Origin of the sequence: Dechloromonas sp. ZY10, assembly GCF_041378895.1 — a bacterium.
Taxonomy (GTDB): domain Bacteria; phylum Pseudomonadota; class Gammaproteobacteria; order Burkholderiales; family Rhodocyclaceae; genus Azonexus; species Azonexus aquae.
Window position 1 is genome coordinate 2190259 of the sequence record NZ_CP144212.1, and the last position, 26501, is coordinate 2216759.

The window sequence follows — 26501 nt, forward strand, 5'->3', positions numbered from 1 at the left end:
GGTCGACCGTGAAATTGGCAAAAAAAGCTGCTTCATGCGCCGACCTCCTGCTCGCTGCGCTCGTCGCTGACCATCCGGCCATCGCGGAAACGCACCTGGCGCCGGGCATGCGCGGCAATATCGGGTTCGTGCGTCACCAGTACGATGGTGATGCCTTCGCGGTTGAGTTCACCGAACAGGCGCATGATTTCTTCGCTGGTCTGGCTATCGAGGTTGCCGGTTGGCTCGTCGGCAAGCAGCAATTGCGGCCGGTTCACCAGCGCCCGGGCAATCGCCACCCGCTGTTGCTGACCGCCGGAAATCCGGCTGGGCAAGGAATCGGCGTAGCGCCCAAGGCCGACCCTGGCCAATAATTCGGCGGCACGCGCCCGGCGAACCGGCTTCTCGATCCCGGCATACACCAGCGGTAGCGCAACATTGTCGAGCAGGCTCATGCGCGGCAACAGGTTGAACCCCTGAAAGACAAACCCCAGCAACTGGTTGCGCAACTCGGCCAGATGTTCGCGATCAAGTTGAGCGACGTTCTTACCGGCCAGGTAATAGTCGCCGGCACTCGGCGTATCGAGGCAGCCGAGCAGGTTCATGAAGGTCGACTTGCCCGAACCGGAAGGCCCCATGATCGCGATGTAGTCCCCCGCTTCGACCGCCAGATCAACCCCCTGCAGCGCAGTGAAATCACCGGCTGCGGTACGGTAGGACTTGGCCAGCCCGGCCACGCGGATCACCGGCTGCACGCCCATCAGAACATTCTCATGCCAAGCGACGAGGGCTTCTTGCTGGCCCCGTTCTCGCCGACGATGACCCGGTCGCCCGGCTTGAGTTCGCCGCCGATCACTTCGGTATTGCGGTTGTCGGTGATTCCGAGTTGCACGGCGACCGGCCGGATTTCATCGCCGAGCAGAACCTGAACGGTCCCCTGCTGGCCATCGCCGCGCTTGCCCTTGCGCCCCGCTGCCCCGCCGCCTTTGGCGGCGTCGCCCGCCGCCGGCTTGTCGGCATCTGGCCTGACATCGTCCGGCAACTTGAAGCGCAGCGCCGCATTCGGCACCAGCAGCACATCCTCGCGCCGGGCCACGGCAATATTGACGTAAGCAGTCATCCCCGGCAGCAATACCTGCTCGGGATTGGCCACGGTAATCCGCACGTTGTAGGTGACGACATTCTGCTGATTGGTCGGATTCAGGCGAATCTGCTGAACTTCGCCGGTGAAATTCCGGTTAGGAAAGGCGTCGACCGTGAATCTGGCCTTCTGCCCCTCGCGGATATTGCCGATGTCGGCTTCGGCAAAGCTGGTGTCGATCCGCATCTCCGAGAGGTCCTGGGCAATCTTGATCAGCACCGGGGTCTGGAAGCTGGCGGCCACGGTCTGCCCGAGATCGACAACCCGGTCCACGACGACGCCTGAGACCGGCGAACGAATCACCGTATTGCCATGGTTGACCTTGTCCTTCTGCCACTGCGCACGGGCCAGAGCGAGCTGGGCCCGCGCCGACTTGAGCGCCTGCTGCGACTGCTCGAATTCCTGCCGCGATACGTACTCCTGCGCGTACAGCGACTGCATCCGGGTAGCGTTGGCTTGTGCCAGCTCAAGCGCCGCCTCGGCATTGGCAACCCCCGCCTCGCTCTGCTTGGCCTGGGCTGCAAGCAAGGCATCGTCGAGTTCGAGCAAGGCCTGTCCGGCACTGACCTTATCGTTAAAATCAACATAGAGCTTGCGTACCGTCCCCGACACCTGGGTACCGACATTGACCAGTACCACCGGGTTCAGGGTGCCGTTGGCCGAAACGCTTTGCACCACCTCGCCACGTTCGACCGTCTGGCTACGAAACCGCTGCTCCGGACGGCCGGCCTCGCGCTGCTTCTGATACCAGCCAGCCGCGACCAAGAATCCCACGGTCAACAGCGAAAAAATCACGATTTTGCTTTTTGCTTTCATCACCATCCCTGCTCACCTGCAGCCGTCGCCAGCCACCCCGGCTCCAGTCGCCCCAGCGCCTGGGCCAGGCTTGCCCGTTGCACATTCCAGTCAAGTTCGCTCTGAATCCGCTGCTGCCGGGCGCTGGCCTCGGCCGCCTGCGCCGTCAGCAAATCAAGTACCGTCCCCACCCCGGCCTGGTAGCGCCCAAGCGCGACCCGCGCCGACTGCTCGGCACTTGCCAGCAGATCGCCACTTGCCTGCCAGGCCTGGGTGGCTGTCTGCAAACCGTGCCAAGCCTTCCACACGTCCAGCGCGACCTGGTTCGACTGGCGTTCCTGCTGCGCCTGCCGCAAGTCGCGCTGGGCTTCGGCCTGACGGACCCGCCAGGTATGCTCGAAGCCGGTAAACAACGGTACGCTCAGGGTCAGCCCCAGGCTGCTGACCTGCGTCTCGCGCCCGGCCAGCGACTGCCACTGCGGCCCGGCCCCCAGGCTCAGAGCAGGGCGGCCCTGGGCCCGAGCGGCGGCAACGGCTGCTTCTGCCGCCTGCACCTGCGCCTGGGCGGCCAGCAAGTCGGGACGGCGCCGCTGCGCCTCATCGATCAGGCGTTCGACATCGGCGCTGAAATCAGCCATGGGTGGCAGCGCCGCCAGTGGTGCCAGCATCAGGGGCTGGCTCGCGGAAAAACCAAGAGCATTGGCCAGCGTCCCACGTGCTGTCCGCGCTTCACCCTCGCTACGAATTCGCGCCAGCGTCGCCTGTGAACGCGCAGTCTGGGCCAACAGGCGGTCGGCCGGGGTAGCGCTGCCAGCGCGATACCGCGCCTCGGCCGCTTCCAGGCTGCGGCTTGCGGCTTTTTCGGCCAGCAAGGCGGCCGCCTGAGCCGCCTGCGTTGCCTGAGTGTTGTAATACGCCTGGACCGCAGCCAGGAACACGCCCTGCAGCGTCGCATCGCGGCTGGCTAGAGCCGCCGCCAGCAACTGCCGGGCATTTTCCTCGTTGGCCGCACGCAAGCCGAAGTCGTAGACCAGCCAGCTGAGACTAAGCTCAGCACTGCGCAGTTCGCTGTCAATACCGCCGCTACGCCGCTCTTGCCAACTGCCACGAGCATCAAGGCGGGGGCGCCAAGCCGCTTCACTGATCCCCAGTTGGGCCGCCTGCCCCCGGGCCTGCGCCCAGTATTCGCGGGTCAGAGGATGCCGGCACAGGGCCAGATCGACAGCTTCGGCCACGGTCAACGCGCGAGCCTCGGGACTTTTCCCACAAGCCGGCAAAGGGGGGAGCTCGGTCGCGGATACGTTGGCCGGCAGCCAGTTCAAGCCGAGCCCGACAACCAGTAAAACCCCCAGCGAATAATTAGCTTTCATCAATCGAACCCAAATCTCGGCCCGGATGCGGGCTACGCCGATAAACCCCGGATTTCTCAGGATCCGCCATCTAAGCTGCACCGTACAACCCCGGCCTCAATTTCTCGGGCTGGCCCCAAAACCCGAAATATCCCGGTCATCAGGCAAGCCGACCAGACTCATGCTGGCCAAGCCGCCAAACAGGTTATCCACCTTCTGGAAAAAATTGTCTGCCCGATAAAATGGGCTGACATGCTGCCACAACCGATAGCCGGCGGCGCGCAAGAGATCGGCACTGCGCACGGCATCCTCGGCGTTATCGGCATTCACGACCACGACGGGCTGCTGACCGGCAAGCAAGCGGCGCGCCCCGGCCAGTACTTCCGCCACGCAGCCCGGCGTATCAATCAGCAGGCAATCGATGGCGCCCCAAGCCTCGCCATCCAGGGCAATGCTGCGCACCATCTTGCGCCAGTCGTGCAAGGGCAACGGCTTGAGCATGCCGAAGTTACCACCCTCGTTACGGAATACCGGCTCCTCGACTTCAATCGCTCCCGGTAGCGGCGCCGCCTGAGCATGGACTACCCGCAGGTTATCGATCTGGTTGAGCGCCAGATTGGCATGCAGCAGATCGACCATCCGCCGCGACTGCTCGACGGCCGTAACCATCCCCTCGGCACCCACCAGGCGGGACAAGGGAATGGCATGCGCCCCGAAACCGGCCCCGACCTCTACAACATGCGCACCGGGAGAAAAGAGCCCGGCCAGCAACTGCAACAAGCCTTCGGTCCACTCTCCGTATTCGATCATGGATTTGGCGATATAGGCGTCATGTCGCGGCAACAGGAAATTTCCATGCCGACAGGCGTGCACCGCGAGCGAGTGAATCTCGTGAGCCGAACGCGGCGGCACCGGCTGGGTCAGACTCTGCTCAATCGCAGCCACCGATTCGTTGCGCTTGCGGTCGATCAGCATCGCATTGAAGTTAACACCGATCGCCCCCTGAAACTGTGCCAGGCTACGCACTCTGCCCATGCCGTATTTTTCAATTTCAATCAGCGCCTCCGGGTCTGCCGTCCGCTCGATCTCAAGAACATGGCGAATCCGGTTATAGGAGGCCCGGTTGATCTGCGACCATCCGGCCTTGTCGTCATCCCAGTGGCGTGGTGCGGCCTTGCGTTCGTAGTAGTGATGAATGACGCATTGATTAGGGGTGTAACCATCCCAGCCATGCGTGTAGTAACGCGCCGCATGCGTCACTTCTTCGCCGATGAAATAGATGTAGGGATCGTAAGGCACCTCAACGAACATCTCGCGCCGCCCGAACAGATAACCACCGGCCACCAGATGCGAAGGCAACGGTCGAGGCATGTCGAGCAACACCGAATTCATCGACATCACCCGTTCGAAGAACTTGACCGGAGTCAGGCGCGGGGTATTGAACCGGCGGTCATCCGGCGGCTCGTAACCAGCGGGGTAAGTGGATAGAAAAGCCTTGGGATTGCCGGTCTGCCGCCACATGTCGATCATCTGGACATCCCAGCCCGGAGCAAACCGCATGTGCGAATCGATCAGCAGGACAAACTCCTGCTCCCCAAGCAGCGACAGGGCCTTGGCCTTGGCCCAGCAAGCTCCTCGGGCATCCGCCAAGGCAACTTCGATCACCTGCACCTGTTCCGGACGCGGACAGGGTTCGCAGAAGCAGTCCTGATCCTGCTCAGGATCGAACTGCCAGCAGATTCCGACCTCGATACGCTCAGGAAAACTGGCTGCTACAAACAGATCCTTCAAGGTCCATTGGCATTCACGATCACGATAACTGGCAATGGCGACAAAAATACGTTCCATGGATATTCACTTTCCAGCCCGGGCTGAGAATCTGGCGGGACGCCGGCATTTCCGCCGCAGCGACCGGCACTCCTGCGATAATACAGGATCACCCGCCACCAACACCCGCAGGCGCATGCCCTGCCGACACTGCAGAATCCAGTCTCCATGAAATTTGGCCGCGCCATCACTTGGGAAGAGGTACTCGACACCTGGCGAAAAACCCCGGGGAGAACAGTTCCCAACCCCGACGTCTGGGAAGAACTGCCCAGCGGCTGCGCCTGGTTCGAATGTGAAGTCGAGGCAGTCGATATCGAGCGCATGTATGTGATCGGCTCATACGACTGGAGCGAAATTTTCGCCAGCTTTTCGCTTGCAGAAATTGCCCGGCACCCGCGCCAGGAAAGCGACCCCTACCGCCACATCGACAAGATTCGCGGAATCACCGCTGCCTACTTGTCCGGAATATCGCTCAAACCACCGATTCTCACTGCTTTTTCGGGCCAGGGGCCGTTTGTCGTGATTGAGGGCAATCATCGCTGCATTGCCCTGCTTCGACTCGAACAACTGATCGGCAGCCGTGTGCTGCTTGGCTGCCACCCGAAGATGGCCAGCGATTTTTTCTGGTTTCGCTCAGCCTTGAACAAAAGCGCGGCGTCCTAGCACCGGCAAGCCATCACCGATTACGACTCCGGCAATTGTTCGCAGGACCAGACGCCGAGCATTTTGTCTCCACCTTCGTAGTAGCTGAGCAAAGGGGGTGGCAGACAGAATGGGGGCGCCTGCAGATTAACCGGATGCCAATACCCGGTAGTCAGCCAACGATTCCTACTCTCTGCCTGCTGGCTGGTACTTGCGAACAGGTAACGAGCACCACTCTTGCGAAACTTCTCGAGCACCAGCATCGCAGCATCGAGCGAGAGATGCGACAGACAGTCGCGACACAGGACGGCATCGCTCTCCGGCAGCATTTCGGTGACCAGATCGGCCTCCGAGAAAAACATGTTGTTCCGGTTCCGATGCCGTTGCCGCAACTCTGCCACCAGCTCCGGAACAATGTCGAACCCCAGATACAAGCGTAAGCCTGGTGCCAGATGCTGCATCCAGTTGAGATCCCCGCAGCCCGCATCGGCAAGAATACGAATGCCGAGGAAACGCCAGGTCTGTTCCAGCCAGCTGCGCAAGCCGGCTGTTGCCGCCAGGGTCGAGCCGTGACCGGAGCGGGTTTCCTCACACCCCCATAAGTTACGGCGCCAGATGTCGGAAAAAATTCTCTGCCGCGCCGATAGCTGCGGCTCGATATCGGCTGCCGCAGCGGGCGCCATGGCAGGAGACCGGAGGTGCAACCGGGCGGAAAAATCCAGCCCGGAAAACTGCTCGTACTCAGACAATGAATGCGCACGCCCCAAAGAATACCGCTCGATTTCAATCAGGCTCTCCGTGCTACCGGCCCCAGCCTGTTGCAGCAGATAGGCAATGCGCTCCCTTGCCATGCGGTTGATTTCGCTCCAGTTTCCCTGATCTTTCCAGTGTCGAGGACGCTCTGGCTGCGGGCCATAGTTGTGGAAGGCAACCGCCTGATTGGGCTGACGAATATCCCAACCATGCGTCCACAAGCGAACGGCGAGCATGATTTCCTCACCTTCGAAGTACAAGTATGGATCGTAGGGAACCTCCACCATGCACTGCGCCGGTCCGAAAAGCATGCCGGCGCTGATGAAGGCGCTGCGAGCCGGAATTGAAGGTGCTTGTTCCAGTGCAGAGAGGGTTGAATTCAAAGTCAACACACCGTGGATATCGAACCCCTTGGGCCGCATTGTCACCAGTTGCTCGGCAGAAAACTGATCCGGCGGAGTAAATGCCAATGGGTAGGTCGACAATACGGTTCGTGGCTCCGGGCACAAACGCAGCATCGCCAATAAACGCTCGTCCCAGCCGGGAACCATACGCATATGGCTGTCAATCTGGAAGTAATAATCCTCTCCGCGATATAGCGTCTGTACCCTGGCTCTGGCCCAGCAGGCTCCCCGACTTTCTGCTGCGTGCACCTCAAGCACCCGAATCTGCCCCGGGTAAGCGTCCTGCAAATCAGCAGGGACACCGCAATCGGGATCATCGGCCGGAGAACGTTGCAGACAAATGCCAAGCCTCAGCCTGGCCGGATGGACAGCCTGCTCAAACAGGCTGCGAACGGTATTTCCGAGATCCGGATCGCGATAACTGGCAATAGACACGAAGATCGTCGGTCGCAGTGTTTCCATGCAACGAAATCCTGATGAAACCTGGCAAAAAAGACGCCTCCTTGCGGAGGCGTCTGATGACTTATGAATACTACCCGGTCTAAACAGGCATTACCACTGGATTTTATCGATGTTATCGAAGGTGATATCACCGTTTTCCGTATGGATCACACCGGCTTTGCCATTGGTATCGAAGATGCCGTGCTCGCTGGCATTGACCACCTGCTGCCCTTCAACCTCCAGCGTCCAAGCACCGGATTGCAACGAGGCCGCCGGACCTCCACCGATGTCGATCTCGATGACGTCGGTCCAAGCCCCCTTCCCGCCATCCACCGTTACATCACCTTCGAAATCACGGAAGAGGAAAGTATCGTTGCCATCCCCACCGTGCAGTTCGACATCGGTAAAGCTTCCGGCAAAAGTGTCATTGCCGGCTCGACCATACAGCGTGGCATCCTCAAAGGTTCCATCAAGGCTAACCGGTCGGATATCCGTGCTGCTACCGATATCGGGCTTGCTCCAGTTGAGATCATCCTCTGCAACCACCTGGACATTCCTACCGCCAAAAGTGGTGCCGCCGCCAGTCAGATAAGGGGAAAGCCCTTCGCTGGATGGGGTGATCTGGTGACCGTCCGCATCATAGAACCGGGTTCCGGCCTTGATGTAGTAATCGTTCACTTCACCACCATAAAGGCGCTCGACTTCTGCAACATAACCTTCCGGGTGCGCCGGATTCTTGATATCACCTCCGTAGCAATCGATCTTGACGGCCAAAACACTACCATCGGCCTTCTCGACCAACATCAGAACATTGGAAATGGCATACGGAATCTGCGTTGCCGTCGCAGGCATTGCATCGTCATCGATAATCGTTGTCACCACCGCAGTCTTGTCGTAACTGACCAGATCGTAGCTACCCGCATTGCTCCAGTCATTACCCAGCTTAAGCGTGAACTGCTCGTTACTGTCGGCATGCGCATCATCAATCACATTGATCCTGAAGGTGCTGCCCACCGTAGCCTTGAGCGTTGCTGCCGAGGCATAGTCAACCCCTAGGGTCGCGCTATTTCCAGCCCCTCCGACCTCGACAGTGACCGTTCCACCGGGCTGGCTCGCCAGCGGGTGACCAGCGGCATCCACGGCAAGAACCACATAACTGCCGGTGCTCGGGAAGACGCACGACTCACCCTGCTCAGCAAGGGTATTGGCATGCACGTACTTGCCATCAACCACCGCAAACAGTTGCAGATTAGCGCTGAGTTCAATCGGCGCATCCTTGCCGTCAATGTTGATCGTCAGCGTGCTGTCAACGCTGTCTCCATCCTTGTCGATCACCTTGTAGCTAAATGTATGCGTCAAATCCTGACCATTAGCCAACAGCACCTTGGTCTCCGGATTAAGCACAAACTTGTAGCCACCCTGCGCATCAACCTCCAGTGTCCCGTACGGATTCGAAAGGTCACCCCAGACAATTCCGCCCAGACCATCTGCTCCAGGCTTCGCACACACCGTGCCGCTCAACGATTCGGTTTCTGCGGTCGACTGAATGCTGCCGTAAATACCAAAGGTATTGTTTGCACCTTCGTTGGTATAGATCGTCTTAACGAAATTACCTGCGGCATCCTTGAAACCCTCAAGGTGGAAGGTATATTCCCGTCCCTCGATATTCACAACGACGTTGTCCTGCGGCAGCTTGATGATGTCTCGCGACTTCATCGCATCGCCACTGTTCGGTGTTTCAGTGTGATCGAGCAACAGATCCAGCGTGACCGGAACCACATTCGTCACCCCGTTGATCTCAACCTCGAGATCCAGCTTCAGGTGTACCGTGTCCAGCTGCGAACTGCTGGAAGTAATCGTCCAATTGTTGTGCGTGAAGTCGGCCAGTTTGAATACACTGCCCGCATCCACTTCAGCCCCCTGACCGGAAGCAAAGCTCGGGTTATCCACCAGCGTATAGCCTGATTGCTGTTGGTCTGGAGAGGCTTTCGTGCCCCAACTGAGCTTATCAACATAGGTATCCGCATCCGTATTCGTCGCCGTCACCTGACCGGTGCCGTTCTCGAATGCTGGACTGGTAAACCCTGCCTTCAGGTTTTTCACCACGATGTGGTCAAGTTCAACTTCCATCGTCCGCGAAGGCGTACATGCGACCGGTCGATCATCTTCCACCGTCACCGTCAGGCTGCCACTGCTGGTCGCCTTGCCATCACTTGCGACAATTCCTACGTTGAACGACACGGCATCTTCGCTACCCGTATTCGGATGATCAATCGGTGCCGACTGCTTGACCTGATAATTACCCTGATCGTCAATCGTGATTCGCATCACTTCGGTTCCAGCAGCCTTGCCTACCAGCAACTGCGAACCCTGCCCCTCCCAAACAACCGTCACGCCGCCCGAACTCAGGCTGCCGACCGGTTGATTCAGGCTCAATGCCACGGCATCGCCATCAGCATCCGAGAAAGTCACGACACCGGAAACCGTAGTCACATCGGTCGTATCGGGATTACCGGTTGCATCCTTGATCCCGCCAGCCAATCCTTCGTCCGAAACATGGACGGCCGCTGATCCAACCTTCGGGCCCACGTTGATTCCGTTGCTGCTCTCGTCAACAATCGTTGTCGTGACCTGACCACTGTACTTTACCGTATCGTACTGCCCGGCCTGACTCCAGTCGTTGCTCAGCGACAGCGAGAATTGCTCCTTCGCTTCGGCAACCATATCCCCAACGGCAGAGATGCTGAAGGTCGTCCCAACTGTGGCCTTCACCGTTGCCGCCGAAGCATAGTCGCTACCCAGTGCTGCCGTATCACCTGCACCACCGACTTTTACCGTAACCGTTCCGCCAGGCTGTGTCGTCAGCGGTTGGCCAGCACCATCAACTGCCAGTACCACATAGCTACCAGTGCTTGGCAAACCGCCTGACACCCCGGGCTCCGCAATCGCATTGGCATTCACATACTTGCCATCAACCACCGCAAACAGCTGCAGATTAGCGCTGAGTTCAATCGGCGCATCCTTGCCGTCAATGTTGATCGTCAGCGTGCTGTCAACGCTGTCTCCATCCTTGTCGATCACCTTGTAGCTAAATGTGTGCGTCAAATCCTGACCATTAGCCAACAGCACCTTGGTCTCCGGATTAAGCACAAACTTGTAGCCACCCTGCGCATCAACCTCCAGTGTCCCGTACGGATTCGAAAGGTCACCCCAGACAATTCCGCCCAGACCATCTGCTCCAGGCTTCGCACACACCGTGCCGCTCAACGATTCGGTTTCTGCGGTCGACTGAATGCTGCCGTAAATACCAAAGGTATTGTTTGCACCTTCGTTGGTATAGATCGTCTTAACGAAATTACCTGCGGCATCCTTGAAACCCTCAAGGTGGAAGGTATATTCCCGTCCCTCGATATTCACAACGACGTTGTCCTGCGGCAGCTTGATGATGTCTCGCGACTTCATCGCATCGCCACTGTTCGGTGTTTCAGTGTGATCGAGCAACAGATCCAGCGTGACCGGAACCACATTCGTCACCCCGTTGATCTCAACCTCGAGATCCAGCTTCAGGTGTACCGTGTCCAGCTGCGAACTGCTGGAAGTAATCGTCCAATTGTTGTGCGTGAAGTCGGCCAGTTTGAATACACTGCCCGCATCCACTTCAGCCCCCTGACCGGAAGCAAAGCTCGGGTTATCCACCAGCGTATAGCCTGATTGCTGTTGGTCTGGAGAGGCTTTCGTGCCCCAACTGAGCTTATCAACATAGGTATCCGCATCCGTATTCGTCGCCGTCACCTGACCGGTGCCGTTCTCGAATGCTGGACTGGTAAACCCTGCCTTCAGGTTTTTCACCACGATGTGGTCAAGTTCAACTTCCATCGTCCGCGAAGGCGTACATGCGACCGGTCGATCATCTTCCACCGTCACCGTCAGGCTGCCACTGCTGGTCGCCTTGCCATCACTTGCGACAATTCCTACGTTGAACGACACGGCATCTTCGCTACCCGTATTCGGATGATCAATCGGTGCCGACTGCTTGACCTGATAATTACCCTGATCGTCAATCGTGATTCGCATCACTTCGGTTCCAGCAGCCTTGCCTACCAGCAACTGCGAACCCTGCCCCTCCCAAACAACCGTCACGCCGCCCGAACTCAGGCTGCCGACCGGTTGATTCAGGCTCAATGCCACGGCATCGCCATCAGCATCCGAGAAAGTCACGACACCGGAAACCGTAGTCACATCGGTCGTATCGGGATTACCGGTTGCATCCTTGATCCCGCCAGCCAATCCTTCGTCCGAAACATGGACGGCCGCTGATCCAACCTTCGGGCCCACGTTGATTCCGTTGCTGCTCTCGTCAACAATCGTTGTCGTGACCTGACCACTGTACTTTACCGTATCGTACTGCCCGGCCTGACTCCAGTCGTTGCTCAGCGACAGCGAGAATTGCTCCTTCGCTTCGGCAACCATATCCCCAACGGCAGAGATGCTGAAGGTCGTCCCAACTGTGGCCTTCACCGTTGCCGCCGAAGCATAGTCGCTACCCAGTGCTGCCGTATCACCTGCACCACCGACTTTTACCGTAACCGTTCCGCCAGGCTGTGTCGTCAGCGGTTGGCCAGCACCATCGACTGCCAGTACCACATAGCTACCAGTGCTTGGCAAACCGCCTGACACCCCGGGCTCCGCAATCGCATTGGCATTCACATACTTGCCATCAACCACCGCAAACAGCTGCAGATTCGCCTGCGTCGGAACAGAGGCATAACTGGAGTCCATGTTGATCGTCAAAGTGGCATCCGAGCGGTCGCCATCCTTATCCAGGATCACATAATGGAATTGATCGTCGGCCACGCCAACTGCGTCGTATTTAACTCCTTTGACAAAATAGTCACTGCTATCCGCCGCATTAATCGCAGGATTTGCATAGGGTTTGGACGTAAAGACGAGGTATTGGAAATTCCCGCCATTGGCCAGTTCGATCGTCGCAAAACCTTGATGCTCGTTGTAGTACTCGACCGTCGAAGCATTGAGGGTTCCAGAACCGACAAGTTTCCCTGAAGAGTCAAATGCCTCCCAGCGTCCCTGCTCACTATCGCCAGCAACACCGCCATTGTCGTTTTTGTAGAGATTACTCAGTTCAACGACTGCTTTATTGGCTGATGTCTTGAGATCGACTGCCAAGGCCTCACTGGTTCCAGTCTTGCTGTCGTAGTTGATCTGCTCAGGAACAGGCATGTTGTTCTGAGTTCCAACGACGCCAAGACCACTCCCTTGGTGACTGACTGCGACATTGCTGTTGGCAAGATTCAGAGAACCATCCGCATTGGTATAACTTCTGCCAAAACTGAAGGCCTTCAGATCCACCGCCCCCCAACCAGCCTGTTCCGATACCGTATGCGTAGATACTGGCGGGTTGGTCACCTCATAGGTATAGCTACCATCGCGATAGACATGCAATACACCGTGATCACCAGCGATCTCAAGGTATTGCTTGCCATTTGCATCGACTTTTACATCAGCAGGATTATCAAAGCTGACCTGATGTCCGTTATGACTGACATCGACCAATTGGGCCTTGACATCCGGCCCCTGGCTATCCTGAACCAAATCTGCATCGGCATCGCCAGCGCCGGTAATCACATTTCCTACTGTAACGGCACCATCACGAGCCTCTACGTGATCAAGGTCGTCAAGTGCATCAGGAGCACCATCAAGAAGGTTGATTGACTGCTTGGCATAGAACAACTGGTCGCTACCTGCAGCTTTTGCGGCGTAGGTAAACCCTTCGCCGGCAAGCGAATCGGTCGCAGAGTGATCAGCACTTGCGGGAGGCAAGTACGTCCATGTCCCATCGGCATTGACTGTCAGAGCCCCTCCGTGCTCAGTCGTCACGGTTTCACCCGCGAGCGCCGTCGCAGTAGCACCTCCTTGGGCGGCGTACTGGAAGGACACGACTTCTGGATGAGTACCAAGGTGATCGTTATCTAGGACGTTACCAGTCAAACCAACCGAAGCACCTTCCTGTACCTGGGCCGCACTATCGTCGACTGCAGCGGAAGGCTCTGGCGTCGTCTCAGGCTTCGTCGTCTCAGGCTTCGTCGTCTCAGGCTTCGTCGTCTCAGGCTTCGTCGTCTCAGGCTTGGTCGTCTCAGGCTTGGTCGTCTCAGGCTTGGTCGTCTCAGGCTTCGTCGTCTCAGGCTTCGTCGTCTCAGGCTTGGTCGTCTCAGGCTTCGTCGTCTCAGGCTTGGTCGTCTCAGGCTTCGTCGTCTCAGGCTTGGTCGTCTCAGGCTTCGTCGTCTCAGGCTTGGTCGTCTCAGGCTTCGTCGTCTCAGGCTTCGTCGTCTCAGGCTTCGTCGTCTCAGGCTTCGTCGTCTCAGGCTTCGTCGTCTCAGGCTTCGTCGTCTCAGGCTTGGTCGTCTCAGGCTTGGTCGTCTCAGGCTTCGTCGTCTCAGGCTTCGTCGTCTCAGGCTTGGTCGTCTCAGGCTTCGTCGTCTCAGGCTTCGTCGTCTCAGGCTTCGTCGTCTCAGGCTTGGTCGTCTCAGGCTTGGTCGTCTCAGGCTTGGTCGTCTCAGGCTTGGTCGTCTCAGGCTTGGTCGTCTCAGGCTTCGTCGTCTCAGGCTTCGTCGTCTCAGGCTTGGTCGTCTCAGGCTTGGTCGTCTCAGGCTTGGTCGTCTCAGGCTTGGTCGTCTCAGGCTTCGTCGTCGTTGGGGTCGGCGTTGGAGTCTCAGTGACCGTCGGAGTCGGCGTCGGGGTCTCGGTGACCGTCGGCGTGGGCGTCGGAGTCTCGGTGACCGTCGGCGTGGGCGTCGGGGTTTCGGTGACCGTCGGCGTGGGCGTCGGGGTTTCGGTGACTGTCGGAGTCGGCGTCGGGGTTTCGGTAACCGTCGGCGTGGGCGTCGGGGTCTCAGTGACCGTCGGGGTCGGCGTCGGGGTCTCGGTGACCGTCGGGGTCGGCGTCGGAGTTTCGGTGACCGTCGGCGTGGGCGTCGGGGTCTCGGTGACCGTCGGAGTCGGCGTCGGAGTCTCGGTGACCGTCGGCGTGGGCGTCGGGGTCTCAGTGACCGTCGGGGTCGGCGTCGGGGTCTCGGTGACCGTCGGGGTCGGCGTCGGGGTCTCAGTGACCGTCGGAGTCGGCGTCGGAGTTTCAGTGACCGTCGGGGTCGGCGTCGGGGTCTCGGTGACCGTCGGCGTGGGCGTCGGGGTTTCGGTGACCGTCGGCGTGGGCGTCGGGGTCTCAGTGACCGTCGGAGTCGGCGTCGGGGTCTCAGTGACCGTCGGGGTCGGCGTCGGAGTCTCGGTGACCGTCGGGGTCGGCGTCGGAGTCTCGGTGACCGTCGGGGTCGGCGTCGGGGTTTCGGTAACCGTCGGCGTGGGCGTCGGAGTCTCGGTGACCGTCGGCGTGGGCGTCGGAGTTTCGGTGACCGTCGGGGTCGGCGTCGGGGTTTCGGTAACCGTCGGCGTGGGCGTCGGGGTCTCGGTGACCGTCGGAGTCGGCGTCGGAGTCTCGGTGACCGTCGGCGTGGGCGTCGGAGTTTCGGTGACCGTCGGGGTCGGCGTCGGGGTCGGCGTCGGGGTCTCAGTGACCGTCGGGGTCGGCGTCGGAGTCTCGGTGACCGTCGGGGTCGGCGTCGGGGTTTCGGTAACCGTCGGCGTGGGCGTCGGGGTCTCAGTGACCGTCGGAGTCGGCGTCGGGGTCTCAGTGACCGTCGGGGTCGGCGTCGGAGTCTCGGTGACCGTCGGCGTGGGCGTCGGAGTTTCGGTGACCGTCGGCGTGGGCGTCGGAGTTTCGGTGACCGTCGGGGTCGGCGTCGGGGTTTCGGTGACCGTCGGCTTCGGGGCATCAGTAGCCGGGGGCGTGGGCGTTATGCTTGGCCCTACCGGAGGATTCGCTTGGGCAGTTGTCTGTACAGCATTACCAAGATCCTGCGCCGACACAACCTCGGGCGTATTTTCCGGTTCCCCTTCAGCAGGCAAAGGGACTACTGTTTCGAATACCCTAGGATCTCTTTCAGGACCATTCCTTGGCGGCTCGTTCTGAAAATCGATCTCGGCCGCTGGTAGCGGCTGATCCACCAATGGCACGGGAATTTGCGCGCCAGCGGATCCATCATCAAAAATCGGAGGCCGCTTGCCAGCCTCTACGCCAGTAGGGTCAATGGCCAAGCCTTCGTCCGGAATCACAAACGGATCAACCACCCCCGCCCTGGTTCCATCCTCAAGGTAGCCCGTATCAGTCTGGAGGTTTTCCAGCCCGCTGTCTTCCGCTGCGGAAGGCGCCTTGATTACATCATCAACAGACTCGGCAGCCTTCCCCTCCTGGCGGCTAAGCACCGTCATCTCGTCAAACAGCAGCGACTCCTGCTGAGTGTTATTTTGTGACGTGAAATCGTTTTGTTGATGTTGTTCGGCCATGATCGTAGTCCCTGAGCGCAATACTCGATACGCTCATGCTAAGACACAGCCGCACAACACCAAAGACAGCCGAAAGTTATAGCCCTTACTAACCTATCGCTCGTGGAAAGAGCGGGACATTGAATCCACCAAAGGCTTGGTCAGATAAGCCATGAAAGTCTTCTTGCCTGTAATGACCTCGGCCTCAATACTCATCCCCGGCTGCAAAGGGTAGCGCCCAGGTTGCGAGCCAACATACGACTTATCGAGACTGACCCAGGCACGATAGTAAGTCTTGTTGTCACGATTATCCTCGGCAGTCACGCTTGAGGCTGAAATGCGCTCCAACTTTCCCGTAGCGTAGCCAAAACGGGTGTAATCGTAGCTGCTGACCCGCATATTCACCGTCTGACCGGTGCGAACATGCCCAATGTCCTTGGGAGAGATCCTGACCTCCGCCTCCAACGGTGCATCGTCAGGAACGATCTGCATCAGCAATGCACCCGGCTGAATTACCTGGCCCACCGTCTGCACCTTGAGATCCTGTATGTAGCCTCGGTGCGGAGCCTTTACCACCAGACGGTCGACCCGAGCCTGAAGGCGCAGGATCGACTCCTCGACCTCCGCGATTTCTGCGCGCACGCTGCCCAACTCCGAAAAGGCCTCGCGCTGCAATTGATTGAGGGTATCGGCACGCCGATTGCGAAACTCGGCCAATTCCTGGCGGACCACATTGATTTCTTCGTTGATACGGGCCACTTCACCGTCTGCGGTAATTTGCGCCCGCTTGGTTTCAAGCAAGACGGTACGATTGACCAGGCGACGCGACGCCAAATCTTCGCGCATGTTGGTCAATTCCGCAGTGATTTTCTGCTGCTCCCGAGCAGCCTTCAGGGCCTCTTCCAGCTGCGCCAACCGGCGGGTACGCTGCTCAATCTGGCGATCCTGAATCGAAGTGGTGGAATCCCTGGCCGCTTGCTGTGCACGGAAAGCATCCTGCTGCCCGGCCAATAGCTGAGCAAAACCATTGCCGGAATCGGAAAACTGGGGTTTGCGCCCCTCGGCGAATGCCTCAAGGCGTTCCGCACGCAAAGACAGCGCAGTGCGCCGCGCCTCCATCTGCGCCAAGTCGGCATTGGCCTGAGAACCATCGATCTTCAGCAGAACCTGCCCGGCCTGTACCAAACTTCGTTCCTGGACCGCGATTTCCGAAACGACGCCACCATCCATATGCTGAACCACCTTGATTTTACCGACCGGCAAAATCTCTCCCGGGGCTCTGGCGACTTCGGTAATCTCGGTGACTGCGGCCCACAGGATGAAAGCGCTGACGGTAACCGCCGCAACGCTGAGCAAAGGACGAACAAAGGAGGGGACCACCTCCTCCTCGATCTGCGCGGTCTCAGACAGCAAGCGACGCTCGCGGCTGCCCAAGGCTGCTTTACCCTGCATTTTTTCCGGATTGTTCTGTTGTTTCTTGAAAATCATTTGCCCGCTCCCATCGAGAGCTTTCCTTTGACACTATCGTAATTCCCCATTGCGACAATGGAGCCCTGATTCATGACCACCACCATATCCGCCAAGCGCATATGACTAGGACGATGTGAAACGATGAGCAATGTTGCCCGCCCTCGCAACCACTCAATGCAATGCTGGAGATAAGCTTCACCCACATCGTCCAGCCCGGTACCCGGCTCATCAAGCATGACCACCGGTGCCGGCCGCAGAATTGTTCTGGCCAGTACCAGACGCTGCTTGAAGCCGTTCGGAAGCTGATCAGCCCGACTGCTCGCAATCCGGGTGTTTAATCCTTCCGGCAAAGCCTCGATATCTGAACGCAAGCCCGTCATTTCGATTGCCCAGACCAACTCCTCGTCCGTCGCTGCGGGATTCGACAAGCGGAGGTTTTGCGCCACTGTCCCATAGAACAATTCACACTGCTGGGGCATGTAGCTGATCTGACTACGCAAGTCGCTGATCTGCATCTGGCGAATATCAACGCTATCGAGTCTGATTGTCCCTGCTTGCGGAACAAAGGCACGCGTCAGCAATTTAAGCAGGGAGGACTTGCCGGATGCGTTGGGTCCCGTAATCACCACCACCTGCCCCGGTTCGACATCAAAGCTCACCCCCAGCAAAGCAGGATCGGCATCGGTGGTGTAACGGAAAGAGACTCGTGAATAGCTGATGCTACCCTGGGTAGGAGGTCGGATGGTTTGCCGGACTCCGGTATCGTGTTCGGCCTGCATCCGCATCAATGCCTCGACCTGCTGCATGCTTGAACGGATCTTGATCAACGAGGTGGCGGCCGAGAAGAAATTCTGCATTGGACCGGTCAGGCGCCAAACCAGCATCATGGTGGCAATCATGACACCACCGGTAACAACCCCTTCAATCGTCATGTAGGCAGCCGTCGCCAGAGTCCCCAAGCCAGTCGCCGTTCCCAACGCCTGGCTGATGCCGCTGATCCGAGCCTGGGACTGAGCATCGCGATAATTTTCCTTGACCGCCCTGGCACTCAGTTGCCGGAAGCGCTCCAGCCAAACCTCACGACACCCTACTGAGCGGATGGTCCGGATTTGCGAAACGGTTTCGTTCAAGAACTCCGAACGAGCGGTTACCGCATGCGTGGAAACATTCAGCAAACGCTGCTGGGTGGTATGACTGAACCAGGCCAACCCGGCAAACATCATGCCGGTTATGAAAACAACAATCAGCGCCTGCGGACAGAGAATGGCGATTGCAACCAAAATCACAATATTGGCCGGCATGTCAAAAGCCATCACCGAAAGGGGCCCGAGGAAGAACTCCCGCAAGCTTTCGAAGCTGCGAATACGGCTGACCTGTTTGTTCACCGAGGCACCTTCGGTTGCAGCCACCGGCAAATTGATAATCTTGCGGAAGACGCTGGTTCCCACAACAAACTCTGTCCTGCCTCCGACATAGGCACTGACCTCACCCTTCAAACGACAAAGAACGAAGTCGAGGACGAGAACCAGCAACACCCCCAACAGCAGATAGAACAACATTTCCGTATCCTGCGTCGGCAAGACATGGTCGAAAATGCTTTTTACAAACAAGGGCGGAGCCAATGCCAAAATCGTGTTGAACACGGTCAACACGAAGGCGAGCAAAATATGCTTGCGGAACCGGAACAGCAGATTCCCAAACCAGGAGCCGCCGACCGCTGGCTTGTTTTTGCTGGCATGCGGGTCGATTTTTGGGAAGACGTACAGATGCCCGGCCAGTTTTTCCGGCTCGATCAAACGTTCCTCCATCACGCCACCGTCGAAACAACGCAACCGCCCGTCCGGCATTCGTTCCAAGATGACCAGAGCAGGCTGCGCATCCCCCGAAAAGAGACAAGGGAAGAATCTTTCGTCCAGACGATCAAGATGAGTTGCAATGTGCCTGGGCGGCAAATCGAGATTGGCCATCACCGAGCACAGCCCCGAGATGTCCAGGCGCGGCAGCATATGCGGCAACGCCTCTGCCAGTTGCTTCACGTCGCCTTGCCAGCCCAGGGCCTGCAATAGTTTTGGCAGACAGCGGGAGTAATCATTGGCCTCAGGGAAATGATTCGAAACAATCTGTTCCAAACCTAAAATCGTTGCCGGCCGGTCCGCGGCACGCAGCTCGATCCGCTTGTTTTCAGCGCTTTCGGTCAAGTCATGATTCGATTTCGGGGTGGCAGTCAGCTGCCCTTCCTCCAGGAAGAGAACCCGATCCGCCATGCTCAACAAAGATGGCCGATGAGTCACCAAAATCAGGGTAGATTCTCCCTTGCGCTTTTCGAGATAACTACGCAATGCCTGATCCCCCGGCATATCCAGGGTGATATTGGCCTCATCGAAAAGAATGACACTAGGGTTCCGGATCAACACCCGAACAATCGAGATCAATTGCTTGATCCCTGCCGGCAGGGTATCGGCATTACTTTCCCCCAGCGGCGTTTCATAACCCATACGCAAACCGGCAACCACGCGGTCGAGCCCCAACTGCTGCGCCATCTCAAGTGCAGCCGCATTCAGGCTGCTGTCGAACATGGTCATGTTCTGCAAGATCGTGCCACTGATGATGCTGCCATTTTGATTCAACAAACCAATTTGGCAGTGCACACTCTCGATATCGAATTCCGACAACAGGCGGCCATCCACCCTGACCTCGCCGCTATCCGGCCAGTCCAGACCGTTCAGCAAGGCCAGCAAGCTACTCTTGCCGCTGCCGCTGTCGCCGCGAATGGCAACGCACTCGCCAGCCCTGACCGATAGTGACAGACCATCAAACAACGGAGCATTTTTGCCATAGCGCAAGCTGATGTCGAGCAGTTCCAAACGCTCCTTCATCGGTGGCATCGCCGGCCGCTTGCCTTCGTCCTCCGCCGGCATATCGGCAATTTCCTGCAGGCGACCACGCGCATTCAGGAAGGACTGGTACCGCAACCAGATCGCCAGCCCTCGCCGCAAGGGCTGCAGGGAACGCACCGACAGCATCATGCAGGCAGACAAGCCGCCCGGCGTCATATCCCCGGCGAGAACCCCCCAAACACTGGCAAACACGACACCGACCACCATCAACTGCGAGAACAGGCTGCCGATCGCCCCGCCCAGCGCCGTTCCGCGCGCCAGGCGTTCGCCCATTTCAGCGTTGCTTGCCTGCAGCAATTCGTAGCGCCGCTCCATCTGGTTTTCCATCGACATGGTCTTGACCGTGTGAATCCCGGAGAGCACCTCGATCAGGAAATTGAACCGGCGGTCATCAAAAACCTGCCGTTGCTCGACAAGATGGCGAATCCAGTTGCCGAAACGGACAATCACGAAGGCAAACACCACCAGCAGCACAATCGGAATGGCAACCACCCAGCCTCCGATCACGTAGGTCAACAGCAGGAACAGCAGGACGAACGGCAAATCGAAAAGAACCAGCAAAGCCTGCCCGGAGTAAAAATCCGCAACCTTGGCCGAAGCAGCAATCCGCTCTGCATGCACTCCGGGCTCTTCCATCTGCAGCCGCCGCAGAGGGACGCGCAGGAGATGGCGCAAGGCACCGACACTCGCCGAATGCTCGAAGCGGGCCCCCAGCCAACCGGTCAATGCGCCGTTCAAGGCACGCAGGAACTCCTCCAGCATCAGGCCGCAAAGAACGCCGATCACGATGAACGCCAGCGTCCCCAACGACTGATTGATCACCACCCGATCCATGATCTGCAAGATCGCCAGCGGTAGTGCAAAAGCCAGAATGTTGTACAACAGCGCAGCCGTCACCACCCCGGGCAAGACTCGCCTTAAATCCGGCGACTGGAAAATTTCCCGCAATGGGGAAAGATCAAGCCTATCGCCTTTGGATTTTGAGAAAAACGGAGCTAAATGCAGCGACATGATCAAGAGATTTCCGATTGTAAGATTGCTTGGCGCAATAAGGGATGAACAAAAGCCAAACGGCCCTGATCACCACGCCGTAACACTCCGGCGCTGACTGCCTGCTCGATCTGGATCGACAGCACTTCAGCCGAGACACCGATTTTTCCGGCCAGTTCGGCCCCTTCCCGGCACCCTGCCGACTCCCCTTCGGAGCGGGCGACCTGGCGTAGCAGAAGCCGGTCCAGGCCCATCGGGTCAAGTCGTGCCGCAATTGCCAGCCGCAATGCCAAAGTCAGCCCGGCACCAGGTTCGTGCAGATTTGCTCGCGCCATTTCGCAGGCGAATAGAGGAACCCCACACGCCATTTCAGCCAATTCGCCCCAGGATATCTGCCGCCCCCCTAGCGCAGCCGCTTCGGCCGCATACCGAGTGGCCGCAGCCTGCAGCAACGCCGCCGTGGCCTCGGGGGCAAGCCGTCCCAGTCGGAGTGCCGCATCCGGATTCCCAATAGACTCGGGAAAACGCCGTCCGGCCAACAGCAACAAGCGCCCCTGGCGGATACAGGCCTCGACCAGACTCGCGAGAACCGGACCGGGAAGCAGATTGGCATCGTCGATCAGCAAAATTTCGGGAACATCGGTCGGCAAGCCTGCAGGTTCGTCACAGACTGATTGCGGCGCAACCGGCAACCCCTCGGGTAACTGGCGCAGCGACGGCCCATCCAGATCGTGCAGCGCGAAAAAATGGCGCAAGCGCCAACCGCGCGACCATCCCTCATGAGCGATACGACGGCACAGGGTTGATTTCCCCATCCCGATCTCACCCTCAAGCAGGAACAGTCCGCGCCGCCTGAGCAGGCTTTGCGCTAACCATGCTGCAATCTGCCGCAACTCGCGGCTACGCCCGAGCAAACCGGAGGCCACCGGAGGATCGCCGCCAATTTCTTGCCAAACCAGATGGTCGACCGTGGAAAAATGCAGGCAATCGGTTTCTGGCCCAAGTGGAACGGGACCCAGCGCATTCAGGATCGCTCTTGCCTGGGGTGACAATTGCAAGCCCCCCGCAGAACCGGAGGCCGCCATGTCGCGAGCGTCGGCAATCGCGCTGCTGGCCATCGCCTCTCCCGACCAGGCACCGCGCCGATTGATACTGACTACCGCCAGGCCCGCCGTGATGGCACCGCGCAAACCTTGCGCCAGCCGCCCATCCGACGCTGCGACCGCGCGGTAGACCAAGCGTGCCGCAAGCACGGCTCGATACACGTCCTGGGTACAAGCACTGCGGATACCGAAAATCAGATCGCCAGCACACTGGTGCCGAGCAAGGAAAACGGCATCGTGATCGAAGGCATAGGCAGCCAGTGACTGATGCAGCAAACGCATCAACGCCTGATGTTCGCCTCCCTCCCCCCCTTGCTCGGGTGCCAGCAGCAAACTCAGAACCACGCAGGGGCGGCGCTCCAGCAGCCCGGTAGCAAATACCGGCGCCTCAGACTCAGTCTGCCCCCGCTGCAAATCACAGGAAACGGCTGCCGCACGATTGCGAACTTTAAGCTTCTTGAAAATCGCGACAATATGCTGCTTGACCGTTCCCAAGCCGATCCCGAGCTCATTGGCGATCTCTTTGTTCACCTTGCCGACACGCAGCAAGTCAAGAATCTGCCTCTGCCGGGGAGACAACTCGGGTGCGTCGTCGAGAGGCAATTCAGCCATGATCATCGAGCTTCTCAGCGAATCAGGACACGGGGGGCCGGCAAACCGTCAGCATCAACCAGGACACTGACCGGATAAACCAGAACACCCTCCCTCTGGCGAATACGCTCGCACTGCTCGGAGGCGTCGATCGCATTGCCATAGACCCCGGTACGCAAGGTATAGGAAATCCCGCCGGAAGCAGTCAAGAGCGGATAGACATACGCGGTATAGCCCTTGCGCACCCAGGCAGCCTTGACCTTCTCTGCCTCCGCGGCATCCCTGGCACTCCCCAACTGCACCGAGTGCGCAGAACGCAAACCGGTCGCTGGCAGTACCACCACCTTGGCATCGGTCGTCACCGCCGCCTTCGCCCCCCCACGCACTTCGCCACCTGAAGCCGCGAGAAGTCCGGCGGCACCGGCTGCGGCATCACGGGCAGGCAATGCGATTTTCACATCCGTCGGGCGGTCGACCGTGGCCGCATCACGCTTGGCACGCTCCGGCTCGGCCATTGCCACCCGGAACTGCTCATCCTGTGCGGCCAGAGGCCGGCAACGCATCATCCCCGCCTCGAGGATACGGCAAAAATCCAGGGCTCCCGCCTGGTCGCCAAACGCCCCGACAAAAACCCGGTACCAGGTTGCCCGCTCTTCATTATTACTGGCCACCCGGCCCTGCAAACGCGGGAAAAACTTTTTGTCGCCGAGGGCAGTCGGAAAACGCTGGCGCAAGTCGCGCCAGACATGCACCACGCCCTGCCGATCCTGCAACCCGGCCAACTCGACCAACCAGGGCGCATCCTTGTTTTCGAGAGCCGCCGCCCGCCAGTCGATTGCCGCCAGATCCTCATCGGTCACTGGCGCATTGCCACCAGCCGCAAACCGCGCCGGACGAGCCCCTTTGCCGGGTAGCGCATCACCTACCGGAATCCCGCCCCCCATGGCCGCAAACAGAGAGACGACCCCCCGGAAGCGTTCCATTCGCACCCGATGCAACTCATCCAGATTGCGATGATAGGTACGCTGGGTATCAAGCAAAGTCAGATAATCGATCGCCCCTGCATCGTAAGCCTCGGCACTCAGCTTCCAGGCACGCTCGGCGGAATCAGCTGCCTGCTGCTGCGACTGCTCCCGCTCGCCATTCATCTGGGCAGCGGCAATTCCATCCTCGGTCTCGCGAATCGCGGTGTAGATCACCTTGACATAGGTTTCGACCAGTTCTTCGTAAACGGCCTTGGCATACACCGTTTCATTGGCCCGCTTGCCATAGTCAAAAATGGTGGCTGACAAATTGGCTACCGCGTTCCAGAACAGATTGCTTGACTGAAACAGCCGTGAAAAGCTCAGGCTGCCATAACCGACCTGGGCGGTCAGGTCGAGGGGCGGCAAGATCCGCGTTCGCGCGACATCGATATCGGCATCGGCCGCCAACAGCCGCGCCTCGACCACCCGCACATCAGGGCGGCGCACCAACAAGCTGGCGGGCAAGCCCGGGAGCACCGCCGGCAAATTCAGCGAAGCCAGCCCTTTTTCCTCCAGCGCCAGCGATACCGGCGGCCCGCCGGCAAGGATCGCCAAGCCGTTGATGACGTTTTCACGCTGCAGCAACAAAGCCGGGATGGTTGCCTGAACCGAATAAACAGCCGCTTTCTGCTGCTCGAATTCGGTCGCGGTGGCATCACCCACCTCCATCCGGGAACGCACCGACGAAAGCATGTCGCGCAATACCTTTTCCGTATCGCGAGCAACCTTCACCCGGTCGTTCAACGAGAGATACTCGACATAAAGCGCGACGGTATTGGCCACCAGCGTGCGGCGCGTATCGTCGCGCTGATATGTGGTTCGCCACAGCTGCATATCCGCCGATTCGGCAAGCGCGCTGCGCTCCCCCCACAAATCAACTCGCCAGTCGATACGCGGACCAATCTGATAAGTTTGCCGCGACTCCAGAGGCGCCCCCGGCAAACGCCGCCCGATACCCTGCAACGGCGCCTCGATCTTGGCTTGATAAGGAAGACTGACGGTTGGCAACTCGTCCGCCACAGCCTGTTCCATCCTCGCCCTTGCCTGGGCAATCCGCGACGTGGCAATCCGCAGATCGTGATTATTCGCCAATACCCGATCAACCAGCTGATCAAGATCAGGTGAATTCAGCAAACGCCACCATTCACCCAGTTGTGACTCGGTCAATGCCTCGCCATCAACAGCACGCGGCTCGGAAGCGGCAACAGCCGCATCCCCTTCAATTGGCGCCACTGTCGCCTCAACCTGCTTGAAGCTTCCGGTCATCGGCACAGAAGGCAGGTCATATTGACTGCGTTTTGCCGCGCAGCCGGCCAGCGACATCAGCGCCAGCGATACACATAGAGGACGAAGAATTGGACGCATGAGATTACCCACCAAACAATCTACAAGATGACAATGCGCCACCTAAGCAATTAGCGTTCCTCGACTTAACGACAAAACCCCGGAAAACTTTAATTTTTTCTTTTTAAATCATCAATTAAGTTAATTTTTTGTTGAAACAACATGAAGTTTACACCCCCATCCAATGACCAATACACAAAAGCGAAATTCAATGGTATTATGGGGAGTTATGCTCTATCCATTAATCAGAAAATTCTTCTTTGCCCTTGATGCCGAAACCGCCCACGGTATCGGCATGAGCGGCATTTCCTTCCTCCACTCGGCAGGTTTTGCCGGTTTACTGACCAAACCCGTTGCCCCCTGCCCGGTTGAAGTCATGGGGCTGAAGTTCCCCAATCCGGTGGGACTGGCGGCCGGCCTCGACAAGAATGGCGACCATATCGACGGCCTGGCGCGACTCGGTTTCGGTTTCATCGAAATCGGCACGATCACGCCCCGCCCACAGGACGGCAACCCGCGTCCCCGCCTTTTTCGGCTCCCCGAGGCCCAGGGAATCATCAACCGGATGGGCTTCAACAATGCCGGCGTGGATCGCTTGCTGGAAAATGTTCGCCGCGCCGAATTCCCCCGCAATGGTGGAATTCTCGGAATCAATATCGGAAAAAATGCGACGACGCCGATCGAGAAGGCCGCAGAGGATTACCTGACCTGCCTGGAAAAGGTATACAACGACGCCAGTTACGTTACGGTCAATATTTCTTCGCCCAACACCAAGAACCTGCGCGAACTGCAAAAGGACGATGCCCTCGACGACCTGCTGGCGCAGCTTAAGGCCCGCCAGGAGCAACTCGCCGAACAGTACGGCAAGTACGTACCAATGGCGCTAAAAATCGCCCCTGATCTCGACGACACGCAGATCACCGCAATTGCCGATGCCCTGCGCCGCCACCGGATCGACGGGGTGATTGCCACCAATACGACCCTATCCCGCGAAGGCGTCGAAGGTCTGCCCAATGCAGACGAAACCGGCGGCCTGTCGGGTGCCCCCGTCTTCCGCAAATCCACCGATGTACTGCACAAGCTTTCGGCCGCCCTGGCCGGCGAACTGCCGATCATCGGCGTCGGCGGCATCATGGGAGGCGAGGATGCGGCGGAAAAAATCCGTGCTGGCGCCAGTCTGGTGCAGTTCTACAGCGGCTTCATCTATCGCGGGCCGGACCTGGTCAGCGAAGTGGCGGACACACTCGCCAAAATGACGCGCCCCGAAAGTCGCTAGTTTCCATTGATTCCCACGGGCAGCGCAGGGTTGAATGTGCTGTCGGTGGGGACGATAATCCCGAATTCACATCCCCGGCA

At 58.8% G+C, this 26501-nt stretch carries 13 protein-coding genes; 3 read left to right on the forward strand and 10 right to left on the reverse strand.

Going from position 1 to position 26501, the window contains the following annotated elements; all coding sequences use genetic code 11:
• Positions 1-32: 32 nt before the first annotated feature.
• The 4 genes from VX159_RS10000 to VX159_RS10015 form a co-directional block, all read right to left on the reverse strand.
• Positions 33-740 carry an ABC transporter ATP-binding protein gene (locus VX159_RS10000; RefSeq protein ID WP_371322743.1) on the reverse strand — a complete coding sequence of 236 codons (708 nt, stop codon included), beginning with the start codon at positions 738-740 and terminating at the stop codon, positions 33-35.
• Entirely contained in the window at positions 740-1936 is a 1197-nt protein-coding gene (locus VX159_RS10005) for an efflux RND transporter periplasmic adaptor subunit (RefSeq protein WP_371322744.1), read from the reverse strand. Before VX159_RS10005 ends, VX159_RS10000 begins: the two co-directional genes overlap by 1 nt.
• The gene (locus VX159_RS10010) at positions 1936-3285 is read right to left on the reverse strand and encodes a TolC family protein (protein WP_371322745.1); all 1350 of its coding nucleotides are present in this window, start codon (positions 3283-3285) and stop codon (positions 1936-1938) included. Before VX159_RS10010 ends, VX159_RS10005 begins: the two co-directional genes overlap by 1 nt.
• A gap of 96 nt (positions 3286-3381) precedes the next feature.
• Positions 3382-5112 carry an FkbM family methyltransferase gene (locus VX159_RS10015; protein WP_371322746.1) on the reverse strand — a complete coding sequence of 577 codons (1731 nt, stop codon included), beginning with the start codon at positions 5110-5112 and terminating at the stop codon, positions 3382-3384.
• 147 nt (positions 5113-5259) lie between these two features.
• Between VX159_RS10015 and VX159_RS10020 the strand changes: the two genes are divergently transcribed.
• The gene (locus VX159_RS10020; protein WP_371322747.1) at positions 5260-5754 is read left to right on the forward strand and encodes a hypothetical protein; all 495 of its coding nucleotides are present in this window, start codon (positions 5260-5262) and stop codon (positions 5752-5754) included.
• 20 nt (positions 5755-5774) lie between these two features.
• On the opposite strand, the gene VX159_RS10025 is transcribed toward VX159_RS10020, so the two are convergent.
• Both VX159_RS10025 and VX159_RS10030 read right to left on the reverse strand, forming a co-directional pair.
• On the reverse strand, positions 5775-7352 hold the full coding sequence (locus VX159_RS10025; RefSeq protein WP_371322748.1) for a GlcNAc-transferase family protein: 1578 nt from the start codon (positions 7350-7352) through the stop codon (positions 5775-5777).
• A 90-nt stretch (positions 7353-7442) separates the two neighbouring features.
• Positions 7443-13337 (reverse strand): choice-of-anchor K domain-containing protein, encoded by a 5895-nt coding sequence (locus VX159_RS10030; RefSeq protein ID WP_371322749.1) that lies wholly within the window; start codon positions 13335-13337, stop codon positions 7443-7445.
• A 136-nt stretch (positions 13338-13473) separates the two neighbouring features.
• On the opposite strand from VX159_RS10030, the gene VX159_RS10035 reads away from it, so the two are divergent.
• Positions 13474-15372, forward strand: coding sequence for a hypothetical protein (locus tag VX159_RS10035; protein ID WP_371322750.1), 1899 nt, complete (start codon positions 13474-13476; stop codon positions 15370-15372).
• Between the two features lie 467 nt (positions 15373-15839).
• On the opposite strand, the gene VX159_RS10040 is transcribed toward VX159_RS10035, so the two are convergent.
• Genes VX159_RS10040 through VX159_RS10055 form a run of 4 tightly spaced genes read right to left on the reverse strand, consistent with a single transcriptional unit; the run spans position 15840 to position 25166 of the window.
• Positions 15840-17213 (reverse strand): HlyD family type I secretion periplasmic adaptor subunit, encoded by a 1374-nt coding sequence (locus VX159_RS10040; RefSeq protein ID WP_371322751.1) that lies wholly within the window; start codon positions 17211-17213, stop codon positions 15840-15842.
• Positions 17210-21103: a peptidase domain-containing ABC transporter gene (locus VX159_RS10045; protein ID WP_371322752.1), complete on the reverse strand. Its 3894-nt coding sequence runs from the start codon at positions 21101-21103 to the stop codon at positions 17210-17212. The genes VX159_RS10040 and VX159_RS10045 overlap by 4 nt, the downstream gene beginning before the upstream one ends.
• Before the next feature lie 2 nt (positions 21104-21105).
• Positions 21106-22797 carry a LuxR C-terminal-related transcriptional regulator gene (locus VX159_RS10050; RefSeq protein WP_371322753.1) on the reverse strand — a complete coding sequence of 564 codons (1692 nt, stop codon included), beginning with the start codon at positions 22795-22797 and terminating at the stop codon, positions 21106-21108.
• A gap of 14 nt (positions 22798-22811) precedes the next feature.
• Positions 22812-25166: an efflux transporter outer membrane subunit gene (locus VX159_RS10055; protein WP_371322754.1), complete on the reverse strand. Its 2355-nt coding sequence runs from the start codon at positions 25164-25166 to the stop codon at positions 22812-22814.
• A gap of 208 nt (positions 25167-25374) precedes the next feature.
• Between VX159_RS10055 and VX159_RS10060 the strand changes: the two genes are divergently transcribed.
• A complete protein-coding gene (locus VX159_RS10060) occupies positions 25375-26421 on the forward strand; it encodes a quinone-dependent dihydroorotate dehydrogenase (RefSeq protein WP_371322755.1) in 1047 nt (348 codons plus the stop codon).
• Positions 26422-26501: the final 80 nt, after the last annotated feature.